General features: G+C 42.0%; 15 protein-coding genes and 1 riboswitch. Of the genes, 8 read left to right on the forward strand and 7 right to left on the reverse strand.

The window, feature by feature from the left end; genetic code table 11:
• The first annotated feature begins 138 nt into the window (after nucleotides 1-138).
• Nucleotides 139-1,086, forward strand: a complete 948-nt coding sequence (trxB, locus tag ACWPWY_RS22130) for a thioredoxin-disulfide reductase (RefSeq protein ID WP_191803985.1) — start codon at nucleotides 139-141, stop codon at nucleotides 1,084-1,086.
• 172 nt (nucleotides 1,087-1,258) lie between these two features.
• Entirely contained in the window at nucleotides 1,259-2,578 is a 1,320-nt protein-coding gene (gene nagZ / locus ACWPWY_RS22135) for a beta-N-acetylhexosaminidase (protein ID WP_454193676.1), read from the forward strand.
• Between the two features lie 110 nt (nucleotides 2,579-2,688).
• Here the strand turns inward: nagZ and ACWPWY_RS22140 are convergent, their stop codons facing one another.
• Nucleotides 2,689-2,886: a hypothetical protein gene (locus ACWPWY_RS22140; RefSeq protein ID WP_191804079.1), complete on the reverse strand. Its 198-nt coding sequence runs from the start codon at nucleotides 2,884-2,886 to the stop codon at nucleotides 2,689-2,691.
• 155 nt (nucleotides 2,887-3,041) lie between these two features.
• The gene (locus ACWPWY_RS22145; RefSeq protein ID WP_454193677.1) at nucleotides 3,042-4,202 is read right to left on the reverse strand and encodes an ROK family protein; all 1,161 of its coding nucleotides are present in this window, start codon (nucleotides 4,200-4,202) and stop codon (nucleotides 3,042-3,044) included.
• Between the two features lie 211 nt (nucleotides 4,203-4,413).
• On the opposite strand from ACWPWY_RS22145, the gene xylA reads away from it, so the two are divergent.
• From xylA to ACWPWY_RS22165, 4 genes are all read left to right on the forward strand, one after another.
• Nucleotides 4,414-5,730, forward strand: a complete 1,317-nt coding sequence (xylA, locus tag ACWPWY_RS22150) for a xylose isomerase (protein WP_454193678.1) — start codon at nucleotides 4,414-4,416, stop codon at nucleotides 5,728-5,730.
• Nucleotides 5,731-5,884: 154 nt separating this feature from the next.
• Nucleotides 5,885-7,378 (forward strand): xylulokinase, encoded by a 1,494-nt coding sequence (xylB, locus tag ACWPWY_RS22155; RefSeq protein ID WP_454193679.1) that lies wholly within the window; start codon nucleotides 5,885-5,887, stop codon nucleotides 7,376-7,378.
• A 262-nt stretch (nucleotides 7,379-7,640) separates the two neighbouring features.
• Nucleotides 7,641-10,001: a YcdB/YcdC domain-containing protein gene (locus tag ACWPWY_RS22160; RefSeq protein WP_454193680.1), complete on the forward strand. Its 2,361-nt coding sequence runs from the start codon at nucleotides 7,641-7,643 to the stop codon at nucleotides 9,999-10,001.
• A 245-nt stretch (nucleotides 10,002-10,246) separates the two neighbouring features.
• Nucleotides 10,247-11,314, forward strand: coding sequence for a transglutaminase domain-containing protein (locus ACWPWY_RS22165; RefSeq protein WP_454193919.1), 1,068 nt, complete (start codon nucleotides 10,247-10,249; stop codon nucleotides 11,312-11,314).
• A gap of 42 nt (nucleotides 11,315-11,356) precedes the next feature.
• On the opposite strand, the gene ACWPWY_RS22170 is transcribed toward ACWPWY_RS22165, so the two are convergent.
• Together ACWPWY_RS22170 and ACWPWY_RS22175 are read right to left on the reverse strand one after the other, a co-directional pair.
• Nucleotides 11,357-12,808 (reverse strand): amino acid permease, encoded by a 1,452-nt coding sequence (locus tag ACWPWY_RS22170; protein ID WP_454193681.1) that lies wholly within the window; start codon nucleotides 12,806-12,808, stop codon nucleotides 11,357-11,359.
• Nucleotides 12,809-12,915: 107 nt separating this feature from the next.
• Nucleotides 12,916-13,127, reverse strand: a riboswitch (Lysine riboswitch).
• A 137-nt stretch (nucleotides 13,128-13,264) separates the two neighbouring features.
• Nucleotides 13,265-14,401, reverse strand: coding sequence for a virulence factor (locus ACWPWY_RS22175; RefSeq protein WP_454193682.1), 1,137 nt, complete (start codon nucleotides 14,399-14,401; stop codon nucleotides 13,265-13,267).
• A 265-nt stretch (nucleotides 14,402-14,666) separates the two neighbouring features.
• Between ACWPWY_RS22175 and ACWPWY_RS22180 the strand changes: the two genes are divergently transcribed.
• On the forward strand, nucleotides 14,667-16,292 hold the full coding sequence (locus tag ACWPWY_RS22180) for an ABC-F family ATP-binding cassette domain-containing protein (RefSeq protein ID WP_454193683.1): 1,626 nt from the start codon (nucleotides 14,667-14,669) through the stop codon (nucleotides 16,290-16,292).
• A gap of 84 nt (nucleotides 16,293-16,376) precedes the next feature.
• Here ACWPWY_RS22180 and ACWPWY_RS22185 read toward each other — a convergent pair whose 3' ends face one another.
• The gene (locus tag ACWPWY_RS22185; protein WP_191804004.1) at nucleotides 16,377-16,562 is read right to left on the reverse strand and encodes a hypothetical protein; all 186 of its coding nucleotides are present in this window, start codon (nucleotides 16,560-16,562) and stop codon (nucleotides 16,377-16,379) included.
• Between the two features lie 320 nt (nucleotides 16,563-16,882).
• Here ACWPWY_RS22185 and ACWPWY_RS22190 point away from each other — a divergent pair, with 320 nt between their 5' ends.
• On the forward strand, nucleotides 16,883-17,758 hold the full coding sequence (locus tag ACWPWY_RS22190) for a cation diffusion facilitator family transporter (protein WP_454193684.1): 876 nt from the start codon (nucleotides 16,883-16,885) through the stop codon (nucleotides 17,756-17,758).
• 111 nt (nucleotides 17,759-17,869) lie between these two features.
• Here the strand turns inward: ACWPWY_RS22190 and ACWPWY_RS22195 are convergent, their stop codons facing one another.
• Nucleotides 17,870-18,277: a hypothetical protein gene (locus tag ACWPWY_RS22195; protein ID WP_454193685.1), complete on the reverse strand. Its 408-nt coding sequence runs from the start codon at nucleotides 18,275-18,277 to the stop codon at nucleotides 17,870-17,872.
• Nucleotides 18,278-18,474: 197 nt separating this feature from the next.
• The gene (locus ACWPWY_RS22200; protein WP_160035785.1) at nucleotides 18,475-18,636 is read right to left on the reverse strand and encodes a DUF1328 domain-containing protein; all 162 of its coding nucleotides are present in this window, start codon (nucleotides 18,634-18,636) and stop codon (nucleotides 18,475-18,477) included.
• Nucleotides 18,637-18,884: the final 248 nt, after the last annotated feature.

Here is an 18,884-nt window from a genome sequence, read left to right on the forward strand (position 1 = left end):
TGGATGACAAGAGTAGATAGGTTATGAAATTGTCTTCCAGGCGAATAAGGTAATAACCTATTGTATGCTTGTTCGCCCCTGGTTCATTCGAAGTTCATATACTCTAGTGTTTGCGGAAGAAATCAGGAGGTAAAGTGAATGTATAAATCAGTTATTATCGGAACAGGTCCAGCCGGCCTGACTGCAGCAATTTATTTGGCACGTGCCAATTTGAAACCACTCGTAATTGAAGGTCCAGAACCGGGAGGACAACTCACAACAACGACAGAAGTGGAAAATTTCCCTGGTTTCCCTGATGGTATTATGGGACCTGAACTTATGGATAATATGCGCAAACAGGCGGAGCGCTTTGGTGCAGAATTCCGTACTGGATGGGTTAATAGTATTGATATGGCAGAGCGTCCTTTTAAAATTCAAGTCGAAGGACAAGACGAAATTGTTTCCGAGACGGTTATTATTTCCACAGGAGCTTCTGCAAAATACCTCGGTATTCCTGGAGAACAAGAAAACGTAGGTTATGGTGTAAGTACTTGTGCAACATGTGATGGATTCTTTTTCCGCGGTAAAGAAATCATCGTAATCGGCGGCGGCGATTCTGCTTTGGAAGAAGCAACCTTCCTGACTCGTTTCGCATCTAAAGTTACACTGGTGCATCGTCGTGAAGAACTTCGTGCTTCAAAAATTATGCAGGATCGTGCTCGTGATAATGAAAAAATTGAATGGGCACTGAATCGCACACCTGTCGAGATCCTTGCAGGCGAAAATGGAAGCGGAGTAAAAGGCTTAAAAGTGCTTAACAATGCTACCGGCGAAGAAGAAATCATTGAAGCAAGTGGTGTTTTCGTTGCCATTGGTCATAATCCAAACACAGCTTTCTTGGGTGGTCAACTGACTACGGATGCAAACGGATATATTGTTGTTAACCCGGGTACAAGTGAAACGAATGTACCTGGCGTATTCGCTTGCGGAGATGTTCAGGATACTCGTTACAGACAAGCGATTACAGCTGCAGGCAGTGGATGTAAAGCAGCAATGGACACGGAAAGATTCATCGAAAGTCTGGAGCACAGTGCAGTAACGAATTAATACTTAGTTTATATATTCAGACTGCTGTAGATTAGTGAACAGAAATGTTTGGAATTTTATTCAATCGAGGTAATGCAATTGAAAGCCCTAAAGCCGCATCCTTTACGGATGCGGTTTTTTACCTATATAAAGGGAATCATACTAGTAGAATGTATTGCAGGAGAGATAAAACATGAGGAATAGTTATTATATATGGGTGCTACTACTGTTAGTCGTGGTAATCGGTTGTTCTAGGGAGGTAGCTATCCCTGAAAAATTAACGGATTCCCCCACGGAATTGGACAGTAACCATGGGGAAACGAATAAAGTAGAAGAAGATACGGAACAGGACCAGGGTAATACGGAGTCGCCTGAACCTGACCGTGTTCCTTCAGTAGATGAGACCGACAAATATAAGTCGGAGCTAATGTCGATGAACTTGGAACAGAAAATAGGTCAGCTGATAATCTCAGGTTTTTCGGGCACCGATCTTTCTCCAGAAGAGACACAGTTAATTGCTTCAGGCCGAATCGGCGGTGTCATACTATTTAAGCAAAATATGGAGAGCAAAAAACAACTGCTAGAACTTATTAATGATATAAAATCGAATAACCCGGCGGAAAATAGACCACTTTTCATCTCTTTAGATGAAGAAGGTGGGCGGGTGTCTCGTTTACCAGAGGGCAAGACGGAGTTTCCACCGAGCCTTAGGATCGGGGAGAAGGGAGATGCCGCTTTATCTGAAGAAGTAGGCAGGGTTATTGGAGAAGAGGCAGGTGCTTTCGGATTTAATGTAGACTATGCTCCTGTACTTGATATCTTTAGTAATCCGGCGAATAAGGTAATTGGGGATCGTGCTTACGGCACCACAGCTGCAGAAGTATCTGATCATGGAATTGCTGTAATGAAAGGACTGCAGAAAGCAGGTATGATCTCAGCCATAAAACACTTTCCCGGACACGGGGATACCTCGGTTGATTCACATGAAAGTCTGCCGGTTGTTAACAAGACGAAAGCTCAGCTAGAAAAAAGAGAACTGATTCCTTTTCGTGAAGTAATAGAAGAAGGAGCTGACATGATCATGGTAGCTCATATCAAGTATCCTAAGATCGATTCCTCAGGAAAACCGGCATCTCTGTCTTCCGTCATGGTTCAAGACATCTTGCGGGAGGATCTTGGGTACGATGGGGTTGTGATTACGGATGACCTGGAGATGGGAGCAATCGAGCAAAATTATGGCTCAGGGGAGGCCGCTGTTATGGCACTTGAGGCCGGAGTTGATATCCTTTTGTTCGGTCATACTCCAGACAAAGCAGCTGAAGCATACGAGGCCATACTAACCGCAGTAGAAACGGGAAGGTTAACCGAGGCCGAAATAGATGAACACGTGCTCCGAATATTAAAGTTGAAGGAAAAATATATACAATCTGATGAAAAGTTAACGGAAGACGCACTTACCAAATTCGGCTCTGATGAGCATCAGCAAGTAGCGAACCAGATTAAACAGAATTGATGAACACCGCACAGAGAAAAAGCGGGGCGGGTTCTTTGAGATAAAATAAAGAGAGAGAGACGAATTACGTCTCTCTCTCTTTTTGATAAAAATAGGCTGTGAAACGTTAGCTAAAAAACAAACCACATAAACCACTGGAATATAAAATAGACGGCTACACCCGATAGAACATACCATAATGCCTGTTTTTTCTTTCCCTGAAATAACTTAAGAATTCCTAGGCTTACCAAGGGAGCAATAACAATAAGGAAAAGCAGGACCGTGATGAACATCGCGGCTGAAATATCGGAAGTATCCACATAAGTCACGAGAGTTCTCTCCATTCCGTGCGTGAAATATAGCTGCAAAAGAGAGCTTTGCAGTAATAAATGACACATAATTAGACTTATTATACCTTGGATACTGAAGTTAACGGTCCAGAAAATAGGGCAAATTTTTGTCTATTTCAGTTAATTTTTTACATTTATGATCGAACTCGAATTTGCCCGAGAAACTGGGATATGGCTCCATAGGCAGAACCGATTAAGGTAGAGTTGGCTCCAAGTTCAGCGAATTCAATATGGAGACTACGCCGATGGTAGGGAAGCGTTCGTTCTGCGACAACTCTTTGCAGTGAGCTCTCTATAAATTTTTGCGCTTTAGATAAGGGCCCGCCTATAATGATACGTTCTGGATTAAAACTATTTACGATGTTTGTTATCCCGATACCCAGCCGGTGTCCCATGCTTTCGTAGAGTTCAAGAATGATGGGGTCTCCTTTGGCAGCAAGGATCGTAAGATCAGAAGTGGAACGCGAAGGAAGCAACAAGCTGGCTTCATCATACGCTTTTTCAGAAGCATAAAGCTCCCAGCACCCCCGATTTCCGCAGGAGCACTGTTTTCCTTCTGCATCAATGGACATGTGTCCCGTTTCTCCTGCATAACCCCATGCCCCTTTGTACAGTTCACCATCAATCACAATGCCAGATCCGATCCCAATACCCGCACTGATGTATATCAGATGACGTGTTCCTCTAGCTGCTCCAAAGTGAAGTTCACCGAGTGCTCCTGCATTAGCTTCATTATCAATCGTGACGGGAAGCTCCAGTTCTTTTTCTAACATACTTTGGAGAGGAACCATATTCCACGCAAGGTTCGGGGCAAATAGTACCGTTCCTTCTTCATCTACCATGCCTGGTACTCCAATCCCTACACCAATGACACCGTGTGGTGAAGGGGGCGCTTTTTGCTGCAACCCGGTTGTCATGCAGACAATAGAGCTACATACGTATGACACGTCATGACTTGTAAGAGGCTGGACATCTTCAGCAATAATGCTTCCGGCAAGATCGGTTAGAACACCTCGTAAACGTTTCACACTGACTTCAAGACCTACGGCATAACCAGCATGTTTATTGAATAAAAGCATAAGCGGTTTACGCCCTCCACTGGATTCACCTGGACCAAGTTCTGTGACCAAATGTCCATCCATAAGTTCCGCTACAAGATTAGATACCGTTGCTTTATTTAATCCGGACAGCGTCGACACATTCGCTCTAGATAAAGGTGCATGTTCCCGGATCGTATTTAAAATAATCGTTTTATTAATCTTTTTGACCAGAGCCTGATCTCCGGTTATTGCCATGGATCAGCACTTCCCTTCAGGATTTTACATTGATTTATTTACAAAACTTATTCTAATCAGAATAGAAGTAAAGTCTATTGTAACAGAAAAAAACAAGAACAAACAAACTTAGTTTAACCAATAGACAAAGTCACAGTGGGTGTGTTAGTATATCGGTGTAAACGATTTCGCGAATCGGACATTAGACCAATTAGAGGAGGGCTTTGTAATAATGGCTTACTTTGAATCCGTTACCAAAGTTGCATTTGAAGGTAAAGAATCGAAAAATCCTTTTGCATTTAAATTTTATAATCCGGAAGAAGTCGTAGCAGGTAAAACGATGGAAGAGCATTTCCGTTTTGGTATGGCTTACTGGCATACACTAACAGCTGGCGGTGCTGATCCTTTTGGTGCAGAAACAGCAGTTCGTTCTTATAATAAATATTCTGGTCTTGACCTTGCGAAAGTTCGCGTAGAAGCAGCATTTGAATTTATGGAAAAAATGAATCTACCTTTCTTCTGTTTCCATGATGTAGACATCGCCCCTGAAGGAAACAGCCTGCGTGAGTTCTACGGCAATATTGATACAATCGTCGATCTTATAGAAGATCACATGAAATCAACAGGTAAGAAACTGCTTTGGAATACAGCGAACATGTTCACGAATCCGCGCTTTATGCACGGTGCAGCATCTACATGTAATGCAGATGTTTATGCTCATGCAGCAGCTCAGGTCAAGAAAGGCCTTGAAGTGGGTAAACGTCTTGGTGCAGAAAACTATGTATTCTGGGGCGGACGTGAAGGTTATGATACGTTGCTGAATACTGATATGGCTCTGGAGCAAGACAACATTGCTCGTATGTTCCATATGGCTGTAGATTATGCAAAAGAAATCGGCTTTGACGCTCAATTCTTGATCGAGCCAAAACCAAAAGAGCCAACCAAACATCAGTATGATTTTGATGCTGCTACTTCCATTGCATTCTTGCAAAAATACGGCTTGGACAAAGACTTTAAACTAAACCTTGAAGCTAACCATGCTACGCTGGCAGGTCACACATTTGACCACGAGCTGCGTGTCGCTCGTATTAACGGTATGCTTGGATCACTGGATGCAAACCAAGGCGATCTTCTGATCGGATGGGATACAGATGAGTTCCCAGTAGATATCTACGATGCAACACTTACGATGTACGAAGTGCTTAAGAATGGCGGTCTTGGTAAAGGTGGCGTAAACTTTGATGCGAAAGTACGTCGTTCTTCCTTCGAACCAGAAGATCTGTTCCTTGCTCATATTGCAGGTATGGATACGTATGCGAAAGGTCTTAAAGTCGCTGCGAAACTAATCGAAGATCGTGTATTCGATAACTTTATTGAGGATCGTTATGCAAGCTTTAAAGAAGGTGTTGGTGCAGAAGTGGTTGAAGGTAAAGCAACGCTTAGCTCCCTTGCTGAATATGCACTCAATAACGAAACACCGCGTGCTAATAAATCAGGACGCCAAGAACTTCTGAAAGCGACACTTAACCAATATATCTTGGCTGACTAATCATTGATCAGTCTTGATCATGCCAACAGGACGCCACAGCAATAGTTAGTCTTTACGGATCGTCCCCGGCCTTTTTCGCCCGTATGCGAAAGGTGCGGGGACGTTTCTTTATTTGATGATCAAACTGAACAGAAAAATGAAGGAGGAAGGATCAATGAGTTATGTTATTGGTGTAGATTTAGGAACGAGCGCTGTGAAGACAGTGCTCGTCAACCACAGTGGGGACGTTTTATTTGAATCATCACAGTCATATCCGTTACATCAACCGAAAGCTGGCTACAGCGAACAGAATCCTGAGGATTGGGTCGAGCAAACGTTAGTGTCTCTCCGTAAGCTCATGGAGATGTCTAACATTTCAGCTGACGAAGTAGCGGGCCTCAGCTTCTCTGGCCAGATGCATGGGCTTGTGTTACTTAATAAGGATGGACAGGTGCTGCGTCCCGCTATCTTATGGAATGATACACGGACAACCGCAGAATGTCGCCTTATTGAGGAAACGCTGGGTGCGGATCTATTACAGATTGCAAAAAACCGGGCATTAGAAGGATTTACACTTCCTAAAATTTTGTGGGTTCAAAAACATGAACCTGAGATCATGGAGCAGGCAACCGTATTCTTGCTTCCTAAAGATTATGTTCGTTACCGGTTAACCGGCGACTATGCGATGGATTATTCCGATGCGGCGGGAACGCTACTATTAGATATAACAAGCAAAAACTGGAGTCAGACGATTGCAGAAGCCTTCTCGCTTCCACTTTCTCTCTGCCCAAGACTTGTGGAGTCCTTTGAAGAAGTGGGAACACTGCTTCCAGAGATTGCAGAAGCATCAAATCTTACCACAAACACGAAAGTATTTGCCGGGGGAGCAGACAATGCTTGCGGGGCGATTGGTGCCGGCATTCTGAATGAAGGACAGACGATGAGCAGTATCGGGACTTCAGGCGTTGTACTTGCTTATGAAGAACGTAAAGAGCTTGATTTTGAAGGGAAAGTTCATTTCTTCAACCATGGGGAGAAAGATGCTTTTTATATCATGGGTGTGACACTTGCTGCGGGCTATAGTTTGACTTGGTTTAAGGATACTTTTGCAAAAGATCTTTCCTTTGATGAATTGCTTAGCGGTATTGATGCCATACCGGCAGGCAGTAAAGGACTTTTATTCACTCCTTATCTCGTTGGAGAACGGACTCCGCATCCAAATGCCAATATTCGTGCCAGTTTCATTGGCGTAGACGCAGGTCACTCCATTTCCCACTTTGGGCGTGCCGTACTCGAAGGAATTACTTTCTCATTAAGAGAGTCAATTGATATCATCCGTGAATCTGGTAAAAACATTCAAGAAGTCGTTTCTATTGGCGGCGGAGCTAAAAATGAAACCTGGCTGCAAATGCAGGCTGATATTTTCAATAGCCGTATTGTGAAGCTAGAAAGCGAACAAGGTCCTGCCATGGGGGCTGCCATGCTTGCGGCTTACGGGTGTAGATGGTTTGATTCTCTACAGGCATGTGCTGCAGCCTTTATTCGTCCTGCAAAAACTTATGAACCGAACCCGGAGACGGCAGAAGTTTACAACGAACTATTTGCACTCTATCAGAATATATACGGACAAACCCGTGAATTAAATGAGAAACTCTCACAATACAGATAGGCAGCTATATAGCACAAAGAACCGCTCCGGGATTACCGGGCGGTTCTTTGTGCATCTATTTCCTCATGAGAAGAGAAGAAGAAATCAAGAGATAGGGTTTAATTATCAAGGCAGTTTATGTTAGAGTGGATGAGGTTTGCAACACGTTTTTCGGAAAAAAGTTGGGTGTTTATCTCGAAATTTTTAATTGGTAAATATGGAATGTGATAGTTTATAGTGTGATATACTGGAATAGATTGGAAATCAGGGGGAGGAATAAATTTTGGATATAAGGTCTTCGATTTCTGTAAAGAAAGTAGCAGCTACCATGGCGGCTATTATGCTAGGGGTACATACGCAAGGAGCAATTCAAAGTGTTTCTGCTGCTTCTGTAGTTGTTAGTGAGACGGCAAGTGAGACGGGAAGCGGTCAATCTTCGATTGTTCTTGATTCCAAATTACCAAAGGGTGCTAAAATTTCATCAGAAACTGCCTACAAGAATGTGATCGCGCTGTTTCCTGAGCTGGAAAAAGCAACATTAACATCATCGAATCTTGGTGGAGGGAATTCATACCCGCAGCCAAATTATAAAGTCTGGGATTTGCAATTCGAGATCAGAATGGGTTCGTCCTCACATGGATTCAGTGCTACTGTGCATGGTGAGACAGGAGAAGTCTTGTCTGTGTATTTGCCTGAATATTTATGGGAGAAAAAAGCAGATAGTGATGCTAAACGTATTTCTCTTGCAGAGTCAGAAGCAATTAGCAAAGCATTTTTGCATAAAGCCATCAAAGGATTATCTGAGGATGACTACATTAAGTTAGATGCTAATGGAGGAGATACGATATCTCCGCTTTTTGGTCATGCACAGTACTCTTTTGTTTATCAACTTCATGTGAATGGACTGCCTACAAGTGAAAATACAGTATACGTTACCGTACACGACAGCGGGGTTGTGACTAACTATTCAAGAAATGTAGCACAGTCCGACTATCCTTCTTCTAAACCAAAGTTATCTGAGCAAGAAGCAAGATCTATATTCGAAAAAAACTTGAATGTAGAACTATCCTATGTTCCTAATAAATATAGTTACAGCAAAAAACATAGTAATTATTATCTTGGGTATTTGCCTTCAACAGGAATGGAATCCATTGATGCGAATACAGGAGAGACTTTCAGCTCATATAATTCAACAGATACAAAAACAGAATATGTTAATGAATCTTTGCCGAGTGGGAATACTTTTGTTCCTTCAAAGAATGATCTGAGCGCTGATGAAGCTCTGGAATTAGTAGAAAAGTCCTTTCCCACACCTAAGGGGTATGAAGTCTCTGAAAGCCGCTATGAGAAAAAAAGTTACCGGTCTGGAGAGCCTAGTTGGAATATCCGTTGGTCTAAAGAAGATAAAGATAATTCGTATATGTACATGAATGGAATCTCCGCCGAAGTTAACGCGAAGACTGGAGAAATTAGTAGTTACGATGTATACAACCATAGTATGGATAATGACAGTGAAGTCGATAAAACAATAGATAACCAACAAAAAATCACAGCAACAGCTGCGAAAAAGCTAGCGATTGATAAAGTTCTGACATTGGTTCCAAATGCAACGAAGGAATTGAAACTGAGTACGGTGAGCAGCTCCGATACAAGTTATTTCTTTAATTTTACTCGTTATCTGAATGGGATTCCTGTTCATGGTGATAATGTGAGCCTCTCGATGGATAAATCAGGATCGGTGCAAAGCTTTTATTCTCAGTTCTCAGCGGATGCTGCAAATATGCCAGCTGTATCTGAACCAGCCGTGACGAAAGAGGAAGCAAAAAAGATTTTCCTGGATAGAGCCAAAACGACACTTCAATACGAAGGATTTGGTGGGCATTACGGAATTCAAGGGGATAGAGTAGAAAGATCCATTAAGCTGGTGTATCATCCACAATTGAGCGATATTGAGTATTACAGCAGTGAGGCTCTTGACGCTTCTAGTGGGAAATGGAAAGTTCTCTATGGAACAAAACAGGAAAGCCTTGTATCCGATATTGTGGATATTAAAGGACACAGTGCAGAATCTGTACTACAGAAGATGGTTACTCATGGGGTGTTAACACCGAACGATGAAGGGAAAATAGAACCGGAACGTACCATTACCAAAGGGGATTGGTATACGTATTTAGCAAGAGCACTTAATCCAGGTGTGGGGAATGATATATATTATTCGGGAAGTGAAGACGATAAGATATTTGCAGATGTGGATATAGAAAGTCCCTATGCATCAGTGCTGAATCTTCTTATTAACCTTTCCTGGATTGAAGCGGATCCGGAACAAAAATTATCCCCTGAAAAACAACTTACACGTGGGCAATTAGCTGAAATTATCATGAGTGTGCTGAAGTACGAGAAACTTTCTAAGTTCTATCAACAGGGCACAGATTTGGCAGCTGTAGCAGATGCTTCTCAGATTACCAATAAAGGCGCTGCTTCGCTAACAATCAAGTTAGATTTGCTGCCGCTCATCGATGGACGCTTCTTGCCTGAACGTTTTGTGACCGTTACAGAAGCGGCACAAGTACTCAATCGTCTGGCAGAATTACAAGGGAAACTTGATTTTTTCATGAATAGTCAGTCTTCTTATCGTTATTATTAAGGAATGAATGTACAGGTACTTATTTGACTGAAACTGAATAGATATAATTAGATACAGAAAATAGCTTCCTACTTAGGAAGCTATTTTTTTTCGATGAAGATCGACAAAACTAGAAAAAAGATGCTAAGAGCGTTTGTGTTACAATATTCCTGCAAAGACTAGAGCCCATTACCCGAAGAGAGGCGGAGACGACCTTGAGGAAAAACCGCTTTGGTTTGTTAATCGTTGTATTGCTCGCCCTTGCGATGATCATTGTGATCCCCCGGGTAGTAAACCTGGATACACTGTATGCAGCTTCTACAGAGAAAGTAATTACATCAGAGAGCATGCACACTGTACTGACGACAGCAATGCTGGGCAGGACAGAAAGTGTGAAGTTTACGTATAAAGGAAAAATTAAAACGCTCAAGGCTACTCTACAGAAAGCAATTGAAGAGGCAATGGCAAGCGACCCCTATATCCAATACAATATTAAAAGTTATGCCTATCATTACAAGGGAAACAATGTATCGGCGGAAGTGACTATTGATCTGAAATACCGCGAGACCAAAGCCCAAACCGCGTATGTTGAACGTAGAGTGAAAGAGATATTAGAAGAGATTATTACTCCAGGAATGAATTCACATGAGAAGGTAGAAGCCATCCATGACTGGATTGTACTCCATTTGGCTTATGATGTATCTCTACGGAAATATACCGCTTATGATGGTCTTGCTACAGGTAGTACCGTATGCCAAGGTTACTCGTTACTTGCTTATAAAATGTTAGAACAATCAGGTATTAAGAACCGAATTGTGGAAGGTCAAGCAGGGGGACAACTTCATGCTTGGAATCTGGTATTGCTTGATGGCAAGTGGTATCATCTGGACACAACTTGGGATGATCCGACTCCTAATCAACCAGGAAAGGTGAGTTATAACTATTACTTACTCACTGACGATGAGATGGGAAAAGATCATACGTGGCAGAAACAATATCCTAAAGCGTCTTCTCTTTACCGTGAAACATTGAATGTATTGCAGCAAACAGATAATAAAACAGCCGTATATGACCGCCTGTACAACAAGCTGGATTATGTGCTCTATAATGAAGACAAGATTATACACAGTTCTGCAGACCTGAAGGCACTCGTAAAGGGAAAAATAAAAGAAGAACAGAAGGCAGTACTTTTCCGCTTCAGCGGGGAGAAAGCAAGACTTTTAGAGGCACTCAAGGATTTATATAGTCTAGAGCTAAATTCCGTTTCTTATTATGTGTCTGATTTTGAGGATACAGGAGATATGAAAGTAAAGGTCAGCTGGGAATTGAAATAAGAAAAGCCTGTTCTACAATAAATGTAGAACAGGCTTTTCTTATTAAGATTGACCAGTTTCGAAATCGCAATCCTGAAGAGGTATAATTTTTGTTTTATACTTCCATTTGTATCCCAACCAGATGAGAAGGAAAAGTGGAATCGTAAAGTAGGTTGCGATGATATCAAGCCATCCTAAGTCAGCTAGATCCAAAGTGAATATTTGGCCAATAATGACAATCATACATAAAATAAGGGCGAAGATCGGTCCGAATGGGAACCATCTTGCACGGAAAGGCAAGTCTTTCAAGTCACGTCCTTGAGCGACATAAGCTTTTCTAAAACGATAATGACTGATGGAAATACCAAGCCATGTAATAAATCCGCACATCCCAGAAGCATTCAGCAGCCAAGTATATACTACGCCATCACCGAACATGGAAGAGAAGAAAGCCAGCATACCTACAGCTCCTGTCGCTAGTAGAGCATAGATGGGAACCCCTTGTCCATTCAGTTTTCCAAAGATACGAGGTGCTTTTCCTTCTTTAGCAAGAGCAAACAATACACGGCTGGAAGCGTAAATTCCTGAATTTCCTGCTGAAAGAACAGAGGAAAGGATAACTGCATTCATGACGGATGCAGCGAATGCAAATCCAGCTTTTTCAAAAACTAACGTAAATGGACTAACACTAATATTGTCAATTCCAGATTTCAATAAATTCGGGCTGGTATAGGGAATCACGAGACCAATGACCAGAATCGTCAAGATATAGAAGAGCAAGATACGCCAGAACACTTGACGGATCGCACGCGGAACATTCTCACGCGGATTTTCACTTTCACCAGCCGCAACGCCGATAAGTTCGGTTCCTTGGAACGAGAAACCAGCAGCCATAAATACACCGAGCAGTGCAAAAAATCCTCCATGCATCGGGGCATCTCCAATCGTAAAGTTAGTGAAGCCAATGGCTTCGCCGCCGATGATACCTACAATCATCATGACACCAACGATCAGGAATATAATTACGGTAATAATTTTAATAAAAGCAAACCAATATTCAGATTCTCCGTACCCTTTAACGGAAAGAACATTGAGTCCAACAATAAGTAACAGGAAGAGCAAGCTCCATAGTGCAGAGTTACTGTCTGGGAACCAGTATTTAATGATCAGCGTTGCCGCAGACAGTTCAGCTGCAATCGTAATCGCCCAGTTGTACCAAAAGTTCCAACCTAGCGCAAAACCGAGTGAAGGATCAACAAAACGGGTAGCATAGGTGCTAAATGAACCTGAGTCTGGCATAAATGTAGCTAGCTCTCCGAGACTCGACATGAGGAAATACACCATAATGCCGACAGCTGCATAAGCAATAAGGGCACCGCCAGGACCAGAGGTAGCGATCGCGCCACCACTCGCTAGAAATAGTCCCGTACCGATAGAACCACCGAGAGCAATCATTGTCATATGACGGGCTTTAAGCCCTTTTTTTAGAGTAGGTGCGGGTGTGTCTTGCTGCATGTTCTAAATACACTCCTTCGATTTGAGTCAAACAATACAAAAAGACCGCGGGCGGGCGCCGGCGGTCTATATCATGAATTCGGCACCATACGTTTATTTCGTTAGAATGTGAAGATAGCTCAACATAGCTGTTCCCTTTCAAAAAGAGAATCATGCTATGACAGTTCTGTCCCTTTCGGATAACAGCCCCAACCTGGAGTATATTTCAATAGAGCATTACTCGCAGATTTCGGCAAATACGCCTTTCAGCCCGGATGCTAGCGGCAGCTCATATGCCTCTCCTGGTCTACTCATCGTATTCGCGACCTCTACCTCACCTGATAACTTACGTATGATGAGGTGTATCTTAATTATTTGTTTGTTCAAAACTCTTATTAAAAACAGACTTTAGTATAAAGGAAGGATACCTCTAAATCAATGGTATGAAATCCCTTTAATGTGAGTTATTTGTGAAAATTAATTTTTAGTCCGGCCAGCCATTTGTTGCCATATCGTACCTGCAGCTTCTTCGCCGGATTCAATACGTTCAAGAGCCATTCTCGCTTGAAGGCTGACTTCAAATTCAGGATCCTGTACCGCTTCTTCGAGGGCATCTTTCGCATCCTCGGTTCCAACTTCATAAAGAAAGCGTGCAGCCCGCCAGCGAACCAGTTTGCTTGTGTCTTTAAGTGCGGGAATCATGACAGATGTAGCAGCTGCATCCCCAATATCAGACAGTGTATCTCCAGCAGTCCGGCGCACAGCAGGTGATTTATCCTGCATTGCTTCATATAATAGTTCCTGCGCTTCCGGTGTCTTTAGATCACCTAGATATATGATTGCAAGGCGGCGAATTTGCATTTTTTCGTCCTGCAGAGCCGTGTGAATCATCTCGATTCGTTCGGGAGAGGGCTCCATTTGATCTAATGCGGCATAGCGAACATGCCAGTCTTCATTCTGAAGAGCAGCCTTGATTTCATCATCTGTCAGGTCACGGCGCTGTTCTATAAATTCATCTTGATTGGCACCGTGAGCAATCGCTTGATCAATGACTTTACGGAGTCGTTCCTGCGGAAATGCAGCTTCAAGTTCTTGTTCCACTTCCCGAGCAATATCAGGGAGTTCGCCATATCGTACACCATAATCGGTTAATTTGCGTTCTTTAATGAGTGTACTGGAAGCGACTTCCGTTACAGCTTTGACAAAACGATCGGACAGAGAGATTCGTTCTTCCTGAGATCCGGATTTTACCCTTATTTGCATAGGAATCCCACGGAAAAATTGAACAAATACTTGTGCCTCGCCAAAATGTTCACCTAGAGCGTCTTCGGACGGAGTCCAGTTCATTTCTGCGCCTTCTTGACCAAATTTGTTTTGAACTTCTCCAAGGATTTCAGACCAATCTGCATTTCCTTTACGATCAAGTGCTACAAAACCTGCGGTGTGGAACACACTTTTAACTCCGCTGATGTGAAGCATTTGACGTATAAAAGCAGGGGCAGAGCGTTCGTTATCCAAGGTATATGTTTTACGAATTCCTGCCTCAAGTTGTTCATCCAAGTGGAGCATCATCGTATTTGGACTGGGCGTAGGTTCAATAGATATAATTTTCATAAGTTTAATAATACCTCCGTTCATATATAAAAAATGATATTGTGCTGTTAAGAATCTCACTCAATTGTACATGAGGATTGAAATAAATCCAAAATGTATGTATTCCTATGGTAAATTGAGAAACTTCATCATATTTATGCTATAATATGTTGCCATACGGGTAAATGCGGCTTATTGGCTGATGTATGCACATTAGGCATGCATAGAACCTTACGAACCAATTAAGAAATAAATTTAATTTAATATAAAGGATGGGATTTCTAACATGATTAGTACAAGCGGTATAACACTCCGCTACGGAAAACGTGCACTATTTGAGGATGTAAACATTAAGTTTACGCCAGGTAACTGTTATGGTCTTATTGGTGCAAATGGAGCAGGTAAATCTACGTTTCTGAAAATTTTGTCCGGTGAGATTGAACCAAACCAAGGCGAAGTACACATGACTCCGGGTGAGCGCATGGCCGTACTGAAACAGAACCATTACGAATATGACCAATATCCAGTGCTGGAGACCGTAATTATGGGTCACACGAAACTTTACGGGATTATGAAAGAAAAAGAAGCACTGTATGCTAAATCTGACTTCACAGAAGAAGATGGACTTCGTGCAGGAGAGCTTGAAGGCGAATTCGCTGAGCTGAACGGCTGGGATGCTGAGCCGGATGCTGCTGCGCTTCTGATCGGTCTAGGTATTCCTCGTGAAATGCACGATAGCAAAATGGCAGAACTGAGCGGTAATGAAAAAGTACGTGTTCTCCTAGCACAAGCTTTGTTCGGAAATCCGAATAACCTTTTGCTCGATGAGCCTACCAACTATTTGGATCTGGAATCCATTCAGTGGCTCGAGAACTTCCTCATGGATTACGAAGGTACCGTTATTGTCGTATCCCATGACCGTCACTTCTTGAACAAAGTATGTACGCATATCGCTGACATTGACTTTGGTAAAATCCAGCTGTACGTAGGTAACTATGACTTCTGGTATGAATCAAGTCAGCTCGCACTTGCTTTGCAACGTGATGCAAACAAGAAAAAAGAAGATAAAATGAAAGAACTTCAAGCGTTTATTCAACGTTTCTCTGCGAACGCTTCGAAATCAAAACAAGCAACTTCTCGTAAGAAACAACTCGAGAAGATCCAATTAGATGATATTCGTCCGTCTAACCGGAAATATCCGTTTATTAACTTTAAACCTGAACGCGAAGCTGGTAAGCAGTTGCTTACTGTGGATCGTCTAGTGAAAACGGTAGAAGGCGAGAAAGTAATTAATGATCTAAGCTTTGTTGTGAACAAAGGAGATAAAATTGCTTTTGTTGGGCCTAACACTTTGCCAAAAACAACATTGTTTGAAGTACTGATGAACGAAACTGAGGCAGATTCAGGTGAATACGCATGGGGTGTTACGACAACTCAAGCTTACTTCCCGAAAGACAACTCCAAATATTTTGAAGGTGTCGATATGAATTTGGTAGAATGGCTGCGTCAATTCTCTAAAGATCAAGAAGAAACATTCTTGCGTGGATTCTTGGGACGTATGTTGTTCTCAGGTGAAGAAGCACTTAAGAAAGCGAGTGTGCTTTCTGGGGGAGAAAAAGTTCGTTGTATGCTTTCCAAAATGATGCTGATTGGTGCTAATGTACTGATTTTGGATGAGCCAACGAATCACCTTGATCTTGAATCGATCACAGCATTAAATAATGGGTTAATTGATTTTGATGGTACGATTCTATTTACTTCTCATGACCATCAGTTCATTCAAACCATTGCTAATCGGATCATTGAAATTACACCAAACGGCGTAATTGATCGCACAATGAGTTATGATGAGTATCTTGATAGTGAAGAAGTAAAACAGCTTCGTGCTCAAATGTACCCAGCTGAAGTTTAAGTTTTAGCTTGGATGTATTCATACAAAAAGTCCGTATCTCTACATAGAGATACGGACTTTTTTAGGCTGCTAACAGAGAACCTTTTATGAACCGCCAGTACGACGGCGTTGATTATTCGGTTTTTTGTTATTTTGACTGACCATTTTTTTGGTCCCTGCGCCTTGGAATCCACCACGGCCTCCGGCTGAAGCTTGTTCTTTCTTCTGAGCCAGTTTTTGTTTAATTGCATCCGCCAGGCTTACTTTGCGCTGTTCTTGATCTTCGCTCATACGATACATCCTCCTAAGAGATGTTAGATTACTTTCTGGTATCCATCTCATTTTATACGTTTTTAAATACAGGAACAAGGGAAAGAATAGTTAAAGTGGGTGCAGAGGATAGGGAAGGGTATTTGCACTAATGCAAAAAAGTTTATCTGATCATACAGCCCTGCTATAAAGCAACAATTTTTCACAGTGACTACAGCGCTGTGGGACGGCAACACTGTTTCTATAGACCCACTCGCTTACCGTTTGGTACCATAGGTAGACCATGTTTACCGACTTATCGTTTTTATGGATAAAGTTAATTTGAGGGAGTGTCTTTTTCGTTGAACGCATATGATGATATAAAAAGAGGAGAGCGCGGTGCCTGGATCAGTATCGGAGCTTATCTTGTCTTGTCTGCTTTTAAATTATTCTGCGGAGTTATTTTTAATTCTAGTGCACTAAAAGCCGATGGTTTAAATAATATGACGGACATTGTAGCATCCATTGCTGTGCTGATTGGCCTTAAAATCTCTAGAAAACCACCTGATTCGGATCACGCTTATGGACATTTTCGTGCAGAGACGGTAGCGGCAATGGTGGCATCTTTTATTATGGCAATGGTTGGTATTCAAGTATTGATTGAGGCAGGCAAAGGATTATTCGAAGGAAGCCGAGAAATTCCAAACGCTTGGTCGGCTGCAGTAGCAGCAATTTCAGCCATAGTCATGATTTTTGTCTATCTCTATAATCGCAAGCTTGCCACGGAAATCAAAAGTCAGGCGCTTATGGCAGCTGCCAAAGATAACTTATCGGATGCCTTGGTCAGTGTAGGTGCAGGGATCGGCATATTGGGGGCACAACTTGGTCTGCCATGGCTTGATACGGTAGCTGCTTTTGTTGTCGGTCTTTTGATTTGTAAAACAGCCTGGGATATATTTAGAGAGTCAACGCATAGTTTAACGGATGGTTTTAACGAAGAAGCACTGCTTGATTTACGAAGCACGATTGCCAAAACTTCAGGGGTCCAAGGAATTAAGGATGTAAAAGCTAGACTTTATGGAAGTCATGTTATGGTCGATGTCGTCGTAGAAGTAGACCCGAATTTGAGTCTGGTAGAAGGACATAAAATTAGTGACACCATCGAAGAAAATATGAGGCGGCACCATAACATTATGCATGTTCATGTACATGTAGAACCTAAAATGGCTGTACACTGAAATTTTATTGATCCAATATGATTTTACGAAAAAAGGGTGTCCGCAGTAAGTTTAAACTTACCGCGGACACCCTTATGTATTATAAGAAGGACAATTTAAATAGGGGTCAGGTTATTTACCTGTGTTCACCCAAGCAACACCTTTCCAAGTGTAAATCTCTACCCATGTATCACCAGTGATTCGGTTCGTAATTTCGTCACCTGTAACGGAAACGAATTGTGAGCTCAATGCACCCAGCGCTTTTCCATTTGGCGTGTCATAGAAATATGTTGTTTTTGTGATTTCCAAAGGAAGCAGCGGAAGGTCAATACCATCACCCGGTTTAACAAGGACCGTATCTTCGTAGACGTCTGTAGAAACGGTAGTATTTGTAGTCGTACTGGTTGCCTCCGTGGAAACGGATACAGAATTTGCAGTTGGCGTAGTTGTTGTTTCTGTTGTCTCGGTGGCAGCACTAGCAGCCCCTGCGAAAGATGCGGTAAGGGCGAGAGCCGCTGTAATAGTAATCAATTTTTTCATTTGTTTTTTCCTCCTAAGGATATATGTAATGGTTTGTTCTGAGATAACAATAACCATCCTAGGCAGGTATTGAATCACAAAAATAACAATCAATTCAATATTTATCCAAAATTCACATTTGCCTTGTTTAAAAACAAAAAAAGCTGTTAGCAAAGGCCAACAGCTTTTTTGTGTTTTGAGTTATGTTTTACAACCCGTCAGGCTCGTGTTTTCCCCATAATGAGAGAAATGACGAAGAGTACCAGGAAGATAAAGAAGAGTACTTTAGCAATAGAAGCAGCTGCCTCTACGATACCAAAGAATCCGAAAATACCAGCAACAACGGCAATAATTAAAAAGATAAGAGTCCATTTTAGCATGAGAATCAATCCTTTCTAGATTTTATTACGATAAGAAATTACGAACGGCCCTAGGAACTATCCTGATGATCGTATGTATAAGTAGGAGAATTCCAATGAACATCAGCAATTTCTTCTCGTTTCGTAGTTCTCATTAACCGAGTGAACTTCGGGTGAAACAAAATAGAAAGGACACCCAAGTAAGAGTCAGTGCTGTTTGAAATTCCCCTTCAACTAATAGATATATGCTTTATAAATAATTTCATGAT

It is taken from the genome of Paenibacillus sp. Marseille-Q7038 (genome assembly GCF_965111595.1).